Source organism: Bradyrhizobium sp. JYMT SZCCT0180 (genome assembly GCF_018130165.1).
GTDB lineage: Bacteria > Pseudomonadota > Alphaproteobacteria > Rhizobiales > Xanthobacteraceae > Bradyrhizobium.
The window spans coordinates 327,344-343,502 of sequence record NZ_JAFCLZ010000006.1 but is presented as its reverse complement, the minus strand read 5'-3'; the positions used below and the strand labels follow the sequence as shown (position 1 = coordinate 343,502).

The following is a 16,159-nucleotide window of genomic DNA, read 5'->3' as shown; positions in this document are numbered from 1 at the left end:
GCGAACAACCTCAACACGCTTACGACCAACATGGATTTTCCTCTATACCATGCGCTTCGAAGCAGCGACCGCTGGCTGTGCCTGTTCCTCTATAGCTATCAAATCTATGCCGACTTTTTCGGATATTCTGCTATCGCGATCGGGCTGGGGCTGCTGTTCGGCTACCGTCTGCCAATCAATTTCAACTTGCCCTATATCTCGCAGTCGTTTGCTGAATTTTGGACGCGCTGGCACATCTCGCTGTCAACCTGGCTCCGCACCTATCTCTACATCCCGTTAGGCGGCAACCGCCATGGTCGAGGACGGACGTACCTCAATCTAATGATCGTGATGGGCCTGGGTGGTCTTTGGCATGGCGCCGGATTGAGCTACCTGGCATGGGGGCTAATGCACGGCCTCCTTCTGGTGATTGAGCGTCCGTTCCTGCCCTTGATAGAAAAACTTGCGACGATTGCCGCTCTGCGTCGCGTGATCGTTGCGGCTCGCATGCTTGTTGTTTTTTTATGCGTCTCCTTCCTATGGGTTTTCTTCAAACTCCCGAATTTCGAGCATGCGATGGATTATATTTCTGGCATGTTTGTTGATCAGTCCGTGCCCAACCCTGCGCGCATTTACCGAAGTCTGGCGCTGATCTATGCGCTGCCAGTTCTCATACAGCATTTTATCACCTCGGAGAGGCTCGTTGTGCTACGAGGTAACCTGGATCCCTATGTGTATGGCGCGATGGCAGCTCTGATGCTAATCGAAGCCGGCCCCGACACAGCGTTCATATATTTCCAGTTCTAGGTTGGACATGGACCGTACGACCTCGATGAGCTGGTTTGTGAAGGCGAGCGCTGCATGTGCCGCAGTATTGGCAATGTGCTGGGTAGCTCCTCGGCTCTTCAATGACATCCCGGACTTTCCCTCGACCACGACGGATGAAATACTGTCCAAGATTGCCGATCGTTATCTCAATAGTCCAGTTGCTCCGATCGCGTTAACGGGCAGTTCGTTCACCGTGCGACTGCACGAAGAATTTTTTCATAAACTCTACGTTCGAAATCTGGCGCTGCCTGGCGGATCTCCGTTGACCGGGGCAGCAATGATTGAGGCAGCTACTGCTGTTCGGCCGCGGCTCATAGCGATCGAGACCAATACTCTTTCTCGCGGTGTCGACCAGGCAATGGTTGAGAGGGTCCGCACGAGTAATGCGGAGCCTGCGCGAGCCCCCATGAATTTCAGGCCCCTTCGCACATTAGCCGCGTTGTACCAGCAAAGGCTCGACGATTGGCGACGCTTTGACAGGGATGACAAATCTGCGCTTCTTCGGCAATCGGCTCTGGAAGAGGCAATTCTACGAAAGCCGCCAGCCCCCGAATACAACCCACTTGCGCTCGCTGCTATCCTGGCTGAGTGGAACAATCCGGATCACGATCAGATTATCCTTCGACATGTAGCCGAACTGAAGCACCTCGTGGAAACGCTCGAGAAGCAAAGCATTTCGGTGTTCTTTTACGAACTTCCTCTGGGCCCCGCATTCGCGCGGTCCCGATATATGACCACGGGCCGGTCAGCGATGGCAGAGGCCTTTGGGCACGACCACGGCAGATGGTTATCACTGGACTATCCATCCGACGAGATCCGATGGACCGATGGAGCACATCTTGACGAACGATCGGCTATCATCATGGCCCGCTCTTTGGAGAGAGCGATCGAGCGGAAAATTGGTAGCGAGGTGGTAAAGCGGACATCCTCAGACCTTGCCCGCTAACTCAAAGTCGCCATTTCGAGGCTACCTGGTGGAGTTTGGAATTGCACGTCACGCCAACGCGTAGGTTTGCAGGAGGGTCTTTCGCTCAAAACGGATTTATCCAACACGGCGCGAACATCGGCGTTCGAGGAATTGGGTGGACTGAGCGGCTACGACGAAGGTGGGTTTCGCATCCAGCTGGAAGTCTGGATCAATGGATCACCCTCGCTGCACGTCCGGATCATTTCGATGGACGGCAATGGGATTTGCAGACAAAGCCGAAATGGATGCGATGGTCGACGTACCATCGTCACGTCGCCCCCTGATCGCACGTGCCGCGCTGCCGATGCCCAACGCCGTGAAAACCGCGCTTAGGCAACAAAAACCGAAAACCTGCCCGGTTATTTCAAAGGTGCCAATCACGTCGGATTGAGCCTCTGCCACGCGATTCCGGTTTCAGGCGAGAAACGGGCATCGTCAGGCCGACAGGCAGGCCCATTGGCCCAAGCCGAGCGGGTAGTTTTTTGCGTCGTCGGCGCGCCCAACAAAAAAGCCCCGGACGATGCCGGGGCTTTTAAGTTGATCAATCGGGAGATCAGTACCGCGTTCCGGTCGCAGCACCCCAGTTGAAGCGATAGACCAGCGAAGTGCTGATCGTCTGAACGAAAGGCTTGAAGGTGATGTCGAAGCCGGTCGGGAGATTGGTGCCATCGACCCGCTCTTGGAGGTTCTTGCGATCAAGATAGGCCGCGCGATATTCAGTCTTCATGAACCAGCCCGGAGCATTGATTCCGAAGATGTTCAGGTTGTTCTCGACGCCACCGCCCACAAACCAGCCCTGAGTGTTAAAGCGGTCAGTGTGGAGACCAGACGGAGTACCGGTGTTTGAACCCAGCAGCGTGCTGCCCGTCCAGTACGTGCCCGTATAACCACCGTTCACGTAGGAGAGGACGTTCGGAGCGACAAGGTAACCGACGCGTGCGCCAGCTGCCCAAGCCGTCTCCATTTTCGTGGTGCCGACGATGCCCGGAATGAGGCTGCCAGGAGCGGTGAAGCTCGAATCACCGATGTTGCCCTTCAGGCTACCGAAGGTGCCATCGCCGAAAATACCGAGCACCCAGTTCGCGCTCTGCCAGTCGTAACCGGCACCCACCGTGCCGAACCAGCCGTCGCCGCCAGTGCGGGTGTTGGTGCAAACGATGCAGGGGCCCCCGGTGACATCCACGCCGCCGTTTGCAGACCAGATGCCGCCACCGCCACCGCCGAAAATGTAAAATCCGGTCCAGTTATAGATAGGAACCACGGGGGGCGGCGCCTTGGTATACGGACGAGCCCCAAGGTCAGCGGCCGAGGCCGATCCGGTGATTGCCGCTACCGCAGCCAGAGCGAGCACTAATTTCTTCATGTCACTATTTCCCTACCTGTCGCGCCGGGTGCGTCGCACCGATTCCAAAATTCAATGAAAGGAGTATACGCAATTCGGCTTGGACAGCTGTCACCGGGATGCCACACTAAACGGCAAAGTGCGCTGAGGGCTTGATGTCAGACGACGAATTTGACCCGAAACTCTACCGCGACAACCCGGGAGCGATTGCGGCGTATCTAGATGATATATTTCGCAAAAATGACCTGCGTAAGATCCTAATTGCGCTGAATCGGGTAATGCGAGCCCAAAACGTAAAGGCGATGGCGCGCGAAACGGGCCTTCGCCGAGACAACTTGTACAAAACATTTGGCGGTGAGATCGACCCTCAACTCGGACGTGTCATGGCTTTGTTCGATGGACTGGGAGTTCGTTTATCAGTAATGCCAACCCCACCTAAAGAACGCGCGCCGCGGCCAAAGCTTGGACGACCGCCCAAGCCTAAGGGCCCCCTCGTATCCTGAGACGGTACAGGACTTGTCGCGATGCCAGGCACATTCTCCGTAAGGTGTCTGAAGGCGTGCCGGGCCAGAATCGCTGCTAGCGCGGCTGATACATCGAGCGTTTACCTGCCAACACCCAATGCTCGCGAACGGTCGCCGGTTCGGTGCTTCCGCGACAAACCGGGTGACGCCGCTTTTCGAGAGCTTTAGCGACCCTCTGATCGCTGTGCTTAATCTGGCCCATGACCAACACTAAATTGTCGGCGTTGCCATGCTGCGACGCCGCGATTGCTGTTTTCAGAGACACCATCGCGTTGTCGACTTCAGTTTGCCGCCGGACGGCGGAACGGAGGGACGACTTAAACGCTTCAGCAAGTGTGGTTGCCGTCACCGACGCGTCCGTGCTGAAACACCGGTGCAACCCCGCCGTCTTGGCTGCTCGATCGCGGGCCGCCACGCCGAAAATTATGTTTATTCGATTGGTGTCCACATTATGAATGCAACCAGCTGGTTTTTTCTACTTGTCCAAAAAAACCAAACGGCCCCAGCCTCGGGAAGAGATGCTGGGGCTGCGCTCAAGGCACGCGAGGTCGATGGTTGAGGCGGCGAATCCCGATGCTCAACCGGAAAGTCGGCTTTGCCGGCGGGTTCAATGGATTGCCGGGAAACAAAAACCCGTAGTTTTGCGGGTATATACCCAGGCGAGGCGTTGCTATCCGATTTTGCATAGACAATCACCAAACTCTCTCACTGCGTTCTGGACGAAGTCATTTTGGGCCGCCAGCATCAATATGCGGCCGTTGTAACGTTCCCGCCATCCTTATTCGCGCGCGCTGGTCGAAGCCGCTGCGAGATATGTTCGCGCCAACTGCCTTGTCGATCGTGATGCAAACCACAGCATGAGGAGCCAAGATGATCACAATTCCTCAACTCACCGCGGAAGCCTTGGGTTCATTCCTGGCGCACGAAACTAGAGGGCGATTCGTGGCTTCGCAGGCTGGATTGACAGAGCTCCTGCCCTTTGCAGCCAAGCTGGCATTGGAGTGCATTGGCAACAGTGACGCATTGTACCACAACATCGAACATACGATGCTCGTGACCCTGGTGGGCCACGACATCCTGATTGGCCGAGCGTTGGCACGAGCCACCACGGCAGACGACTACACAAATTTCATCCTAGCCTGCCTGACCCATGACATCGGTTACGTCCGCGGCATCGTCCAGGGCGACGAGGATGACGCGTATGTTGCGGACGTCAGCGGCCGCAAGATTCAGTTGCCCGTGGGATCTTCAGACGCCGCGCTCGCGTCGTACCACGTCGATCGCTCAAAGCTTTTTGTGATTGAACGGTTCGATGCGGTGGAGGGAGTTGACGCGTCGAGAATTGCCAAGGCGATCGAATACACCCGGTTTCCCTATGAGACGACACCGAAGGCCGACACCGACGATCTTAATGAAGAGGAAGGGTTACTATTGCGAGCAGCCGACTTGATCGGCCAGCTAGGCGACCCAAATTACATGCGGAAATCTAATGCGCTTTTCTACGAATTCGAGGAGATCGGCCTGAACAACAGGCTAGGCTACGCAACGCCTGCCGACATCGTCTATAAGTTTCCGCAGTTCTACTTGACCAATGTCGCGCCGCAAATACAGCTTGCGATCCGCTATCTCAATGCGACTTCCAGGGGTCGCCAATGGATCGCGAACCTCCACAGCAACGTTTTTCGGGCTGAACGCGAGGTGAAGCTGTCTGGGCCACAGCGATAGAAATTTCGAGCGTAACAAATCTCTCGGTCCCTCGCCGGATCGGGCGGCTTCTCCGCACTTTCCTGAGAGCTCAACTGTGAAGGTCATGTCACATCGGACAGCGAGAACGGCCGGATTTCGCATAGTCAATTGTGCGGAAAGCAGTTTAGTATAGCGACTATTAAAGGCTATAGCACCGCACAAGCGCCATCGTGACCAGCTAAGCGAATGTACCGCATGCAGGACACCATCATCCTGCTCCTCAACCAAGTGGAGTTAGTCATGTCGTCACAGTCAACGATCCAACAGGGTAGCTCGGACTCCGCACAAGAGCTTGGAGACGAAAGCTTCATGTCGGCTACGGAGCTGCGCAACTACGTGATGAAGACTGAGATGGCCAAGGTGTCGAAAGACGTCGGTGATATGGCCGCCAAAGCGCGCGCGGAGCTCATCAAGTCGTTGATGGAGCCTGTCGCGGTCACACCTGAAAAGATTGCTGAGGTAAAGCGGCGGGTGCTCGGCCAACTGAGGAACGCTGCATTAAAGGGCAATAAGGAAGTTCTGGTCATGCGTTTCCCGAATGCGTTGTGCTCGGACAAGGGGCGCGCGCTCAACAATCTGGAAAAGGGATGGCCGACCACCTTGCTCGGCAGGCCGCTTCAAGCCTTCGAGTTCTGGCGCGACCACCTGCAACCCCAAGGCTACGGCCTGAAGGCGATGATCGTGGATTGGCCGGCGGGCATGCCGGGAGATGTCGGCTTTTTCCTGACTTGGGAAGAAGCGAAGCGCTGACAGCTGGGGGACTGAATTATGAACCAGGTAGCCAAGAAGAATCGCAAGAGCGAGGACACCAACGCTCCGGCACTCAAGCGCAAGGAGTACGAGGAGAAGTTGCGCAAGCTGCACGTCGAACTCGTCAAACTTCAGGAATGGGTGAAGCACGAGGGCAAGAAGGTCTGCGTGGTCTTCGAGGGACGAGACGGCGCCGGCAAGGGAGGTGTCATCAAGGCCATCACGGAAAGAGTCAGCCCGCGCGTTTTCCGCGTCGTTGCCATGGCCGCGCCAACGGACCGCGAGAAGTCGCAAATGTATGTTCAGCGCTACGTGCCGTATTTTCCATCTGCGGGCGAGATCGTGATCTTCGACCGCAGTTGGTACAATCGCGCCGGGGTCGAACGGGTGATGGGTTTTTGCACGGAGGATCATGCCAAGGCTTTCCTGAGGGTGGTCCCTAACGTCGAAAAGGCCATGGTCGAAGCGGGAATTATACTTTTCAAGTACTGGCTCGAGGTCAGTCCGGAGGAACAAACCAACCGGCTCGCAGCCCGGATCGACGACAAGCGAAAGATATGGAAGCTGTCCCAGATGGATCTGGATTCCTATACGCGATGGGATGATTATACGCGGTGTCGTGACGACATGTTCCAGGCGACCGACACCGCGTGGGCGCCATGGTTTATCGCTCGGTCCGACAACAAGAGGCAGGCGCGACTCAACATCATCTCGCACCTGCTCTCAAATATTCCCTACGAGAAAGTGCCCCGGGGGGATGTCAAGTTGCCGAAACGCAAGGTTACCCCCGGCAAGCCGCTTCGCGCTTCTCTGAGAATCGTTCCAGTGGCAGGTTGATTCCCTTGTAGCTTGGGCCGCGGCGTTGTCAGTTTCGGTTGCCGCCCGCTGCCCGGCTCGCACGCCGCCGCTCCGCACGCTGGATTCTGATGCAACGCCGAAGCTGCTTGCGGGTGGTGATGACTGTTTGACCGGCGCGAATAAGCTCGGCGGCATGGTCGGCGAGGGCCTTGCAGTCGGCGAGCTCCTCTGAGCTTGGGCGGCCCGCCGCGTGCGCCGGCATTGCGATCAATGCGAGCATCACGCAAATCGTTGCAAAACGAACCTTCATTGCTTGCGTCGCCTCAGATTGACTTCCATGCCCTGCGGCACTTGATGCAAGGTTGCGTCACAATGAGCTGCTGTCAACAGTCCGTGACCGACGCCTTTTCGGGTATGCCGCAGCAGGACAGCAGGATCAGGCCTGACGTCGGGCTTTCCTTGATCTTCATCGAATAAGCTTGGTACCTTCAGCGCGCCCCCATGGGAGCAATGGAGGCTGCTATGACCGGTTGCTGCCAAGCCCTGATACTATCCCGACCGGGCCTGGAAGAGAGCCAACCTCGTAAGCGACGACAACGGAGAATTAGACATGGCTGAAGCGGTTCGGAGCATATGGTTTAGCCCAACGTATCGCATTCGTCTCGCGATCGGGATATTTGCCGTTTTGATAGGGCCGCTAATTATTGCATCTGCAGCCCAGTCAAGGGATTTGACCGGGGCCTGGGTCACTGATGCTGGGGCGTGCAAGAAGATCTTTACAGGGAGTGGTGCCAACCTGGCATTCGCCAAGGATGCGGATGTGTATGGCAGCGGATTTGTCTATGAGAAAAACAGGCTCAGGGGAAAAATCGCGACCTGCCTCATCAAGACACAGAAGGAAGACGGTGACGTGTTGCACCTCATTGCCAGTTGTTCGACCGATGTTGCGCTCGCGACAGTTCAATTCAGCCTCAAGATTGACAATGAAAACAAGATTACCCGCCTCTTCCCCGGAATGCAGGAACTCAAGACCGAGTACTTCCGTTGCCCTTCATGATTGCGATGCAGTCTCTTGAGTCATCAAGATAGGCTTTTCTTGCTTTCTTCGGTCTGGGCCATCACTGCTGCCCGCAGCACCGCGAAAATGACGGCGGTCGACCAGACGAACAGCAGCACGCCGTTCATCGCCGTCATTGGCCCGAGTAAATGCCAGCGTCTCAACCGGCGTCACGTCGCCGTAACCGAGCGTTGTGTAGTTTACAAAGGCAAAATAGATGAAATCAGTGCCAGGCGGTGCCGCCCCCACGATCCTGTAGGTCAATGCCCAAACGGTTACTTCAGCGATATGCGCGACCATCAAGACCGATACGGTCGCAATCATGACGCCGACCAGTCGAAGTGATGGGCGCGACGTGGTGCGCTCTTCCGCGATGCGCGCCACCCATAGGACGGCGGCCATCACAATTGCGTGGATCGCGATGTTGCCCGCGCTGACCGCAATACTTGCGAGAAATTGGCGCAGCATAAGGATCGCTCCGGCGCGGTGGCGTCAAGTGACGTGAACTTGCCCTCGTCATGTGCGCGCTGGATCGAGCCCAGTTGTCTTGTGCGGTGCTGCGCCTTCGCTGGCTGATTTGGGCGGCAACAGGTAGAGCGTCATGGCGAAAATCAGATAGACCATCAGTAGCAGCACGCCGACAAACCATGCCGACCGTCCGCTGTTGGTCACCAGCGAGGCGGTCATGGTGGCGATGAGCATCATGACGACGGCGCCCGGCCAAAATTGCAGGCTCATCGGTGTCGGGCCGATGACATAACTGAGCAATACCAGCACCGGAGCGACAAAGAGCGCGATTTGGGATGCGCTCCCCAGCGCGATGCCCACGCTCAGGTCCAGCCGATTTTTGCGCGCGCCCGAAAACGCCGAGGCCACCTCCGCCGCGCCGCCTACCAGTGCCACCACAATGAAGCCCACGAACGCAGGGGTCATCCCGAATGCCACCGCGGCGTGCTGCACCGACTCGACGAATACTTCGCTCACCAGTGCGACCAGTACGGTGACGCCGGCCAATGTGGCCAGCGCCAGGCCCAGCGGCCACGGCGTTTCGCCCGCCCCCGCGTGCTCCGCGCCGGCAAAAAAATCGCGATGGGTTTTGAGCGAGAACAACAGGCCGAGGCCATAGACGGCGATAAGCAACACGGACAGACCAACACTCAGCGTCTCGGTGAAGGCCGAGCCCGCCACGGAATCGGCTTCGGTGACTGCCGACGGGATCAAGATCGCGACCGTGGCCAGAAGGAGCAGGCCCGCTTGCAACCGGGCGCTGGCCTTGTTGTATTCCTGCACGCGGTGCTTGAGCCCGCCGAGGAGAAACGACGCGCCCAACATGAACAACGTGTTGGCGACGATCGCCCCGGCGATGGATGCCTTCACCAGCATATACTGCCCTGCACGCAATGCGGTCAGTGCGATGACAAGCTCGGTCAGGTTTCCTAGCGTGGCGTTGAGCAAGCCGCCAACGGTATCGCCGGTCTTGGCCGCCACGGATTCGGTGGCGTGACTGAGCTGCCAGTGGCACGACTGCCAGGACGGAGAGCACAAAAAGCAGCGTGTGCGCTTCCGGCTTCAGCTTCTGAGCAACGAACAGAATGGGCACGAAAGCCAACAACCAGCAGAGGGTTGTGACGGATCTTTTTGAGCAACATATTCATGGCACCCCCTCCATGCTTTCGAGTCGTTGCGCTCGCAAGCGCTCGCTTAATCTGTAGGGGAGTTTGGCGACTGTCTATGCGAAATCGGACAGGCGGGGCAGGTTCAGAAGCCGCGCCGCTGATGTCCGTTGAGGGTCAATCGCGTCACTTTGACAGCGCGCCGCGAACTTCCGCTCTTCCCCTGGAAACGGACATCGTCTGGACCGGTCGCCATGTCTCAAAGGTGCCAACAACGGACTCATGCACCGAAACAACTACCGACCTATTCGATCATCTCCTCCCGCATGCATGATTACTTCGAGCCGGCCCTGCTATGTGCGGAAGCGCCCCGGGATAATCTTTTGGATTTGGCTTGATCTCCGCGAACGTGAGGTAGCCGGTCGCATTGACGAATTTACGAAACTGGCCGTTCGTCACCGGGCTGCGATCAATGAAAAATTCACCGACGTTGACACGATGGACAGGCGCCTCTTCCGGGTAGTGCCTATCGGATCCCATCCGAAAGATTCTGCCCTCAATCCCGATCATCCCAAGAGGAGGCGCCGCCTGGGTTGAAATCAGTTGCGTTTGTGCAAGGGTACCTTCGCTCATTGGATCGTAGCCTTGCTAGTCCACAATCGGCCTACACGCTTGTTAACACCGCTGAATTAAACGCGGGTAGCGGTCGCCCCAACGACGAACATGCGGTTTTGAAGGTATCCGTCGGGATGCGCCAACGCGTGACGCTTCTGAATCAGCGCCTACCGACCCGATTTACGGGGCCACCACGATTCATCGGTGTCCCCGCCCGCACGCCCACACCACGGGCACCTACGCCCGGGGTCACCACGGCTCGGGCCACCGGCCGCGGCCGCAGCACGACTCCGGGCCTCACGATGCAGCCGGACGGATAGGAAACGTATTGACAATAAACCACGGCATTGGCCTGTTCACTGCTGGCGGTCATAAAGCCGGTGATCAACAGCGTTGATAACGCGATCGAAAGCTTCATCTTGGTCTCCCTCTCTCGGACCCCTAAAGGACCCTTTGATTTGCGTGAGGACCGTCGACTTCTAGCTCGGCCTGCGGAAACGTTGATTCCGACGCCACTTTCAAGGCGCTCATTCTCGGTGCTTGAAGAAGTGCTGGCCCGCACACCGCGACGGTATGCGCTTGGCTTGACACCGACTAGGGCAACCTGATCGCAATAGAGTGGAGGCGATATTCAGCCTGGGGTCAACAGCAACCAAGGCCCCTCAACTGGGTGTGGCGCAGATGACTGCGTCCGCGCAGCGCCACCAGAGCCTGAACTTCCGTGTGTTTTTCGGGCAACAGAGATCGAGAGACTTTCCCAACGATCTTTTTTGTCATTGTGCCGGGTGGCCGTGAGGCATTCACTCGATGTGCGGACACGGTTCGCTCCGGAGGCTAAGACATGGCGCACGCGAAATCCGAGCAACGGAGAGGCCGCTGGCTCATGCACGCCGGTTTTGCGCTCGCAGCGCTGATGTTCGGGGTGCTGCCCGAGCCGGTACTGGCCGACCAAGCCGGGGTATCGTACTGGGTCCCCGGCCGCTTCGGCAGCCTCGCAGCAGTGCCAACCGTGCCGGGCTGGTCGATGGCCGAGGTGTATTATCACACCACCGTAGGGGCGTCCGGCGCTGCGGCGGCGGCAAGAGAGATTGAGATCGCCAGGATTCCGAGGACCGTCAACGTAAATTTAAACCTCAACCTGAATGCGCAGGCTGATCTCATCCTGCTCAATCCCACCTATACTTTCGCGACGCCGGTGCTCGGTGGGCAGCTGGCCATTGGTGTAACCGGCCTGTTCGGGCGGTCGAGCGCCAGCATCGACGGCACGCTGACGGCGGCAGTTGGCCCCCTATTCGCGACACGAACCGGCTTCCTTGGAGATTCTATTACGTCGGTAGGCGACCTGTATCCGCAGGCAACACTGAAGTGGAACGCCGGCGTCCACAACTTCATGACCTATGTGACCGGCGACATTCCTGTCGGGGCCTATGATCGAACCCGCCTTGCCAATCTCGGCATTGGTCACGCCGCTATCGATGGGGGCGGCGGCTACACCTACTTCAATCCAGCAACCGGGCACGAATTTTCGGCGGTCGCGGGCTTTACCTACAATTTCATAAACAAGGATCGGGATTATCAGAGCGGCATCGATTTCCACATCGACTGGGGTGCTTCCAAGTTTCTGTCGAAGCAGGTGTTTGTCGGTCTGGTAGGATATGGATATCAACAAATCACGGATGACTTCGGCGCCCATCCGATCCTGGGCGGATTCCGATCGCGTGTTCTGGGAATCGGACCGCAGATCGGATTTCTTTTTCCGGTAGGCGACATGCAGGGATACCTGAACCTGAAGGGCTACGGCGAATTTGAAGCCGCCAACCGGCCGTCGGGATGGAACACCTGGCTGACATTCTCGATTTCGCCGATGGCCCCCACCAGCACTGTGGCACCCACCCGCCGGATCGCCACCAAGTAATGCGATCATATGGCGTCCTCGGATGGAGGCGCCGGTTACGCCAAGCGTCCGGAAACGGTAGTGTGCCTGACCAAATAAGCACTACGGGCTTCCAAGCGGTTTCGGGAAGGCCTAACATCGCTATAGCTCGAAATTTTTTAAAGCCATTACTTGAAGTGATAGGGGCACCGATGATGTTCCGTTTGTCCTCCATCTCCGGAGCCGCGCTGGCCGGCGTTTGTGCCGCATGCCTGGTTGCCACTGCCGTTGCCGCGGATGATCTAACCACGGACATCGGCACGCTCGACAAGGAAACGGCCGATAAGGTGTTTCCGTCCAAGCCGCCCTACTCGCCCTATGCGGGGCGCAATTTTCCGACCCGGCCGTACTTCGGCGACACCCACACGCACACCTCATATTCGATGGACGCCGGCGCATTCGGCGCCCGGCTCGGCCCAAAGGACGCGTATCGCTTTGCCAAGGGCGAGGAAGTCATCGCTTCCAGCGGACAACGCGCGAAGCTCTCGCGCCCGCTGGATTTCATGGTGGTGGCGGATCATTCGGACGGCATGGGCTTTTTCCCGCAACTGATCGGGGGCGATCCCGGCCTGTTGGCGACGCCGCAGGGGCGGAAGTGGTACGACGAGATCAGTTCCGGCAAAGGTGCGCAGGCGGCGATGGATATCATCGTGAGCTTCGGCAAAGGCCAACTGCCGAAGGGCTTCCCGACGCCGGGTACGCCGGCCTATCGCAGCGCCTGGCGCGAAACCATCAAAGCCGCCGAAGAAGCCAATGAGCCGGGTCGTTTCACCGCATTCATCGGCTATGAGTGGACGTCGAACGCGGGCGGCAACAATCTTCATCGCAATGTCATTTGGCGCGACAACGGAGCCAAGGCGAGCCTCGTCGAACCCTACACCACGCAGCCGCCGCTTGGCAGTCCAAATCCCCGCGATCTCTGGAAGTGGATGGCGATGGTTGAGGAGAAGACCGGCGCCGAAATTCTTGCGCTGGCGCACAACGGAAATCTGAGCAACGGTCGGATGTTTCCGATCATCGAATCGTTCAACGGCAAGCGGATCGACCGCGAATATGCGGAGAACCGCATGCGCTGGGAGCCGCTCTACGAAGCCACGCAAATGAAGGGCGATGGCGAGACTCATCCATTTCTTTCACCCAATGATGAATTTGCAAACTACGAACGATGGGACAAGGGCAACCTAGATCTGACCGAAGTGAAAAAGCCGGAGATGCTCGAATTCGAGTATGTCCGTTCGGCGCTCAAGAACGGTCTCAAGATGGAGGTCGAACTCGGCGTTAATCCATACAAGTTCGGCCTGGTCGGCAGCACCGATACGCATACCGCGCTCGCGGCCGTTGAGGAGGACAACTTCTTCGGCAAGACATCTTCCGCCGAACCAAGCGCCGTCCGGGCGATGCATCCCTTCGTCAAGACCAATATTGCCGTTATCATGGGCTGGGAGACGACGGCGGCGGGGTACGCCGCGGTATGGGCAACTGAAAATACCCGTGAGGCAATTTTCGACGCTATGAAGCGGCGCGAGACCTACGCCACCACTGGGTCGCGCATGGCGGTTCGCTTCTTCGGCGGCTGGGACTTCGAGGATGCCGATGCCAACAACCGCACGCCGGCGCGAATTGGCTACACCAAGGGTGTACCGATGGGTGGCGATTTGAGCGATGCGCCAAAGGGAAAATCGCCTTCGTTCCTTGTCGCCGCATTGAAGGATCCGATCGGCGCAAATCTGGACCGGATCCAGGTCATCAAGGGCTGGGTTGGCAAGGACGGGCAGGCGCAGGAACGCATTTATGATGTCGCAGTGTCTGGAGGCCGCACGATCGACGCCGAGGGCCGCAGCAGAACATCCGTCGGTAGCACGGTCGATGTCGCCAATGCGACGTGGACGAACACGATCGGCGCGGGCGAGATGATCACGGTATGGAAAGATCCCGATTTCGACCCCGCATTGCGCGCGTTCTACTATGTGCGGGTGATCGAAATTCCGACGCCGCGCTGGACGGCCTATGACGCAAAATACTTCAGTGTCAAAATGCCGGCGGAAGTCAGAATGACAACCACCGAACGCGCTTATACCTCACCGATCTGGTACACGCCTTGATCGCTCGGCTGCTGAGAGAACCGTTATTCCAGTTTCTTGCGATTGGTGCGGCGCTGTTCGCGCTTTACGGTCTCGTTGGCAAGCGAAATGAGGCGCCCGAGAAAATCGTCGTTTCCGCCTCGCGGATAGCCAATCTCGGCGACGGATTTGTGCGGACGTGGCGGCGGCCGCCGAGCGAGCAGGAACTGCAGGGCCTTATCGAAGACTACATTCGCGACGAAGTCTTCTACCGCGAGGGCAAAGCGGCCGGGCTCGACCGAGACGACGTCATCATTCGTCGCCGCGTGCGGCAGAAGATGGAATTTCTCGCCGCGGACATGCCCGAACCGAGCGACGAGCAGCTTGCCGCTTACCTCGCGTCCAATCCGGAGCGCTTCAAATCCGACGATCAAATCACATTCCGTCACGTCTTCCTGAGCGCCAGGCGGCGCCCGAATACCATCGAGAGCGATAGCAAGCAGGTTGCCAGCGTCCTGGCTGGCGCCGACGCGGCTGTAGATACGACGGCACTCGGCGATCCCTTTCTGCTTGGCGAGGAGTTTCGTGGCTTCTCGGCAACAAAGGTAACGAACCAGTTTGGAGAACGCTTCGCCAAACGGGTACTCGCGATGGAAAAGGAGCGCTGGCAGGGGCCGGTTTCTTCGAGCTTTGGGCAGCATTTCGTCTTCATCAGCGAGCGAGTTTCCGGCAGCTTGCCGTCGCTCGATGATGTCCGGCCGGCCGTCCGCCGAGAGTGGGCGAACGCGCAGCGCCTTGGGGCAGAACAGAAGCTGTATGCCTCGCTACGGGAGCGCTACGAAATCGTGGTCGAAGCGCCTCCTTCCAAGGCGGCGTCAGCCGACGTTGGTCGATGACCCGTTTTCGTTTGTTCATTGCTGTTCTGGCGGTGCTGCTGGCGCAACCCGCGATCTCGGATGAACTTCGGCCTGGCTATCTGGAAATGCGCCAGACCAGCCCCGGCGAGTACAATTTGCTTTTCAAAATCCCCGCGCGCGGGGACGACTTGCGGCTCGCGATCTACGTCAAGCTGCCCGAGGGCACTCAAGATGTAGGGCCGCCCCGTGCATCGTTCAACGACGGAGTCTATGTTGAACGCCGCACCATTCGGCGGGACGGAGGATTTATAGGGCAGCTGATATCCATCAACGGACTTTCGGCCACATCGACTGATGTACTGGTTCGGATCGAAAGTCTCGCCGGCGCAGTACAGACCGAACGGCTTTCTCCAACGAAGACGGCATTCATCATTCAAGCCGTGCCCGGCGCTTGGGAAATCGCAGCGACCTATCTCCACCTAGGTGTCGAACACATTCTTTTCGGCTTCGACCATTTGCTGTTTGTGCTGGCGCTGGTGATTCTCGTACGAGGCTGGAGGCGCGTGGCCATCACGGTGACGGCATTCACGATCGCGCACAGCATTACCCTTGCAGCGGCGGCGCTGGGCTTCGTGAATGTTGCAGGACCGCCCCTGGAGGCAACGATAGCACTCAGCATCATGCTGGTTGCGGTCGAGATTCTGAACGCCCGCGGTGGGAAGCCGAGTTTGACCGCGCGCCGCCCATGGCTTGTTGCCTTCTCCTTCGGCCTCCTGCATGGCTTTGGATTTGCTGGCGCGCTGGCTGAGGTGGGATTGCCTCAACATTCGATCGCCGTCGCGCTGCTGTTTTTCAATGTTGGGGTGGAGATTGGGCAGCTCGTTTTCGTTGCCGCAGTCTTGTCGTTGATATCCCTATTACGCTTTGTGGTGTCAAAACTATTGGAACCTGGGCGTATACAGCCATCTCTTGACCGGCTCGATGTGACCGTTGCCTACGCCATAGGCATCATGGCGGCCTACTGGCTGGTTGAGCGTACGACGGCCCTTTTTGTGTAGCGGGGTTAAGGGCGGTGTAAGAGACCGGTGTC

17 protein-coding genes and 2 pseudogenes are annotated in these 16,159 nt (G+C 58.0%); 12 read left to right on the top strand and 7 right to left on the bottom strand.

Going from position 1 to position 16,159, the window contains the following annotated elements; translation table 11 throughout:
* The 3 genes from JQ641_RS11705 to JQ641_RS11695 form a co-directional block, all read left to right on the top strand.
* Positions 1 to 786: MBOAT family O-acyltransferase (locus tag JQ641_RS11705; protein ID WP_211996110.1), on the top strand; the 786-nt coding region annotated here is incomplete at its 5' end.
* A 25-nt stretch (positions 787 to 811) separates the two neighbouring features.
* Entirely contained in the window at positions 812 to 1,753 is a 942-nt protein-coding gene (locus JQ641_RS11700; protein WP_211996109.1) for a hypothetical protein, read from the top strand.
* A 238-nt stretch (positions 1,754 to 1,991) separates the two neighbouring features.
* The gene (locus JQ641_RS11695) at positions 1,992 to 2,165 is read left to right on the top strand and encodes a hypothetical protein (RefSeq protein WP_211996108.1); all 174 of its coding nucleotides are present in this window, start codon (positions 1,992 to 1,994) and stop codon (positions 2,163 to 2,165) included.
* A gap of 162 nt (positions 2,166 to 2,327) precedes the next feature.
* Here JQ641_RS11695 and JQ641_RS11690 read toward each other — a convergent pair whose 3' ends face one another.
* Positions 2,328 to 3,137, bottom strand: coding sequence for an outer membrane protein (locus JQ641_RS11690; protein WP_211996107.1), 810 nt, complete (start codon positions 3,135 to 3,137; stop codon positions 2,328 to 2,330).
* Between the two features lie 134 nt (positions 3,138 to 3,271).
* On the opposite strand from JQ641_RS11690, the gene JQ641_RS11685 reads away from it, so the two are divergent.
* On the top strand, positions 3,272 to 3,619 hold the full coding sequence (locus JQ641_RS11685) for an addiction module antidote protein (RefSeq protein ID WP_211996106.1): 348 nt from the start codon (positions 3,272 to 3,274) through the stop codon (positions 3,617 to 3,619).
* A gap of 76 nt (positions 3,620 to 3,695) precedes the next feature.
* Here the strand turns inward: JQ641_RS11685 and JQ641_RS11680 are convergent, their stop codons facing one another.
* Positions 3,696 to 3,989, bottom strand: coding sequence for a hypothetical protein (locus JQ641_RS11680; protein WP_211996105.1), 294 nt, complete (start codon positions 3,987 to 3,989; stop codon positions 3,696 to 3,698).
* Between the two features lie 521 nt (positions 3,990 to 4,510).
* Here JQ641_RS11680 and JQ641_RS11675 point away from each other — a divergent pair.
* From JQ641_RS11675 to ppk2, 3 genes are all read left to right on the top strand, one after another.
* Positions 4,511 to 5,365 carry a metal-dependent phosphohydrolase gene (locus tag JQ641_RS11675; protein WP_211996104.1) on the top strand — a complete coding sequence of 285 codons (855 nt, stop codon included), beginning with the start codon at positions 4,511 to 4,513 and terminating at the stop codon, positions 5,363 to 5,365.
* Positions 5,366 to 5,626: 261 nt separating this feature from the next.
* Positions 5,627 to 6,136 (top strand): hypothetical protein, encoded by a 510-nt coding sequence (locus JQ641_RS11670; protein ID WP_211996140.1) that lies wholly within the window; start codon positions 5,627 to 5,629, stop codon positions 6,134 to 6,136.
* Between the two features lie 18 nt (positions 6,137 to 6,154).
* The gene (gene ppk2 / locus JQ641_RS11665; protein ID WP_211996103.1) at positions 6,155 to 6,973 is read left to right on the top strand and encodes a polyphosphate kinase 2; all 819 of its coding nucleotides are present in this window, start codon (positions 6,155 to 6,157) and stop codon (positions 6,971 to 6,973) included.
* A gap of 28 nt (positions 6,974 to 7,001) precedes the next feature.
* Here ppk2 and JQ641_RS11660 read toward each other — a convergent pair whose 3' ends face one another.
* Positions 7,002 to 7,244: a hypothetical protein gene (locus tag JQ641_RS11660; protein WP_211996102.1), complete on the bottom strand. Its 243-nt coding sequence runs from the start codon at positions 7,242 to 7,244 to the stop codon at positions 7,002 to 7,004.
* A gap of 300 nt (positions 7,245 to 7,544) precedes the next feature.
* Here JQ641_RS11660 and JQ641_RS11655 point away from each other — a divergent pair, with 300 nt between their 5' ends.
* On the top strand, positions 7,545 to 7,991 hold the full coding sequence (locus JQ641_RS11655) for a hypothetical protein (protein WP_211996101.1): 447 nt from the start codon (positions 7,545 to 7,547) through the stop codon (positions 7,989 to 7,991).
* Here JQ641_RS11655 and JQ641_RS11650 read toward each other — a convergent pair.
* The 4 genes and pseudogenes from JQ641_RS11650 to JQ641_RS11635 form a co-directional block, all read right to left on the bottom strand.
* Entirely contained in the window at positions 7,986 to 8,459 is a 474-nt protein-coding gene (locus JQ641_RS11650) for an ion channel (protein WP_349628536.1), read from the bottom strand. The two genes, JQ641_RS11655 and JQ641_RS11650, sit on opposite strands and share 6 nt — an antisense overlap.
* A 48-nt stretch (positions 8,460 to 8,507) precedes the next feature.
* Positions 8,508 to 9,646, bottom strand: a pseudogene (gene cax, locus JQ641_RS11645) (calcium/proton exchanger).
* A gap of 312 nt (positions 9,647 to 9,958) precedes the next feature.
* Positions 9,959 to 10,237: pseudogene (locus tag JQ641_RS11640) on the bottom strand (formylglycine-generating enzyme family protein); the annotation flags it as partial.
* Between the two features lie 142 nt (positions 10,238 to 10,379).
* A complete protein-coding gene (locus JQ641_RS11635) occupies positions 10,380 to 10,637 on the bottom strand; it encodes a hypothetical protein (protein WP_211996100.1) in 258 nt (85 codons plus the stop codon).
* A gap of 465 nt (positions 10,638 to 11,102) precedes the next feature.
* Between JQ641_RS11635 and JQ641_RS11630 the strand changes: the two genes are divergently transcribed.
* From JQ641_RS11630 to JQ641_RS11615, 4 genes are all read left to right on the top strand, one after another.
* Positions 11,103 to 12,134, top strand: a complete 1,032-nt coding sequence (locus JQ641_RS11630) for a SphA family protein (protein WP_211996138.1) — start codon at positions 11,103 to 11,105, stop codon at positions 12,132 to 12,134.
* 170 nt (positions 12,135 to 12,304) lie between these two features.
* Positions 12,305 to 14,254, top strand: coding sequence for a DUF3604 domain-containing protein (locus tag JQ641_RS11625; protein WP_211996137.1), 1,950 nt, complete (start codon positions 12,305 to 12,307; stop codon positions 14,252 to 14,254).
* On the top strand, positions 14,251 to 15,108 hold the full coding sequence (locus JQ641_RS11620; protein WP_249150348.1) for a peptidylprolyl isomerase: 858 nt from the start codon (positions 14,251 to 14,253) through the stop codon (positions 15,106 to 15,108). The genes JQ641_RS11625 and JQ641_RS11620 overlap by 4 nt, the downstream gene beginning before the upstream one ends.
* Positions 15,105 to 16,127 carry a HupE/UreJ family protein gene (locus tag JQ641_RS11615; protein WP_211996099.1) on the top strand — a complete coding sequence of 341 codons (1,023 nt, stop codon included), beginning with the start codon at positions 15,105 to 15,107 and terminating at the stop codon, positions 16,125 to 16,127. The genes JQ641_RS11620 and JQ641_RS11615 overlap by 4 nt, the downstream gene beginning before the upstream one ends.
* Positions 16,128 to 16,159 lie beyond the last annotated feature (32 nt).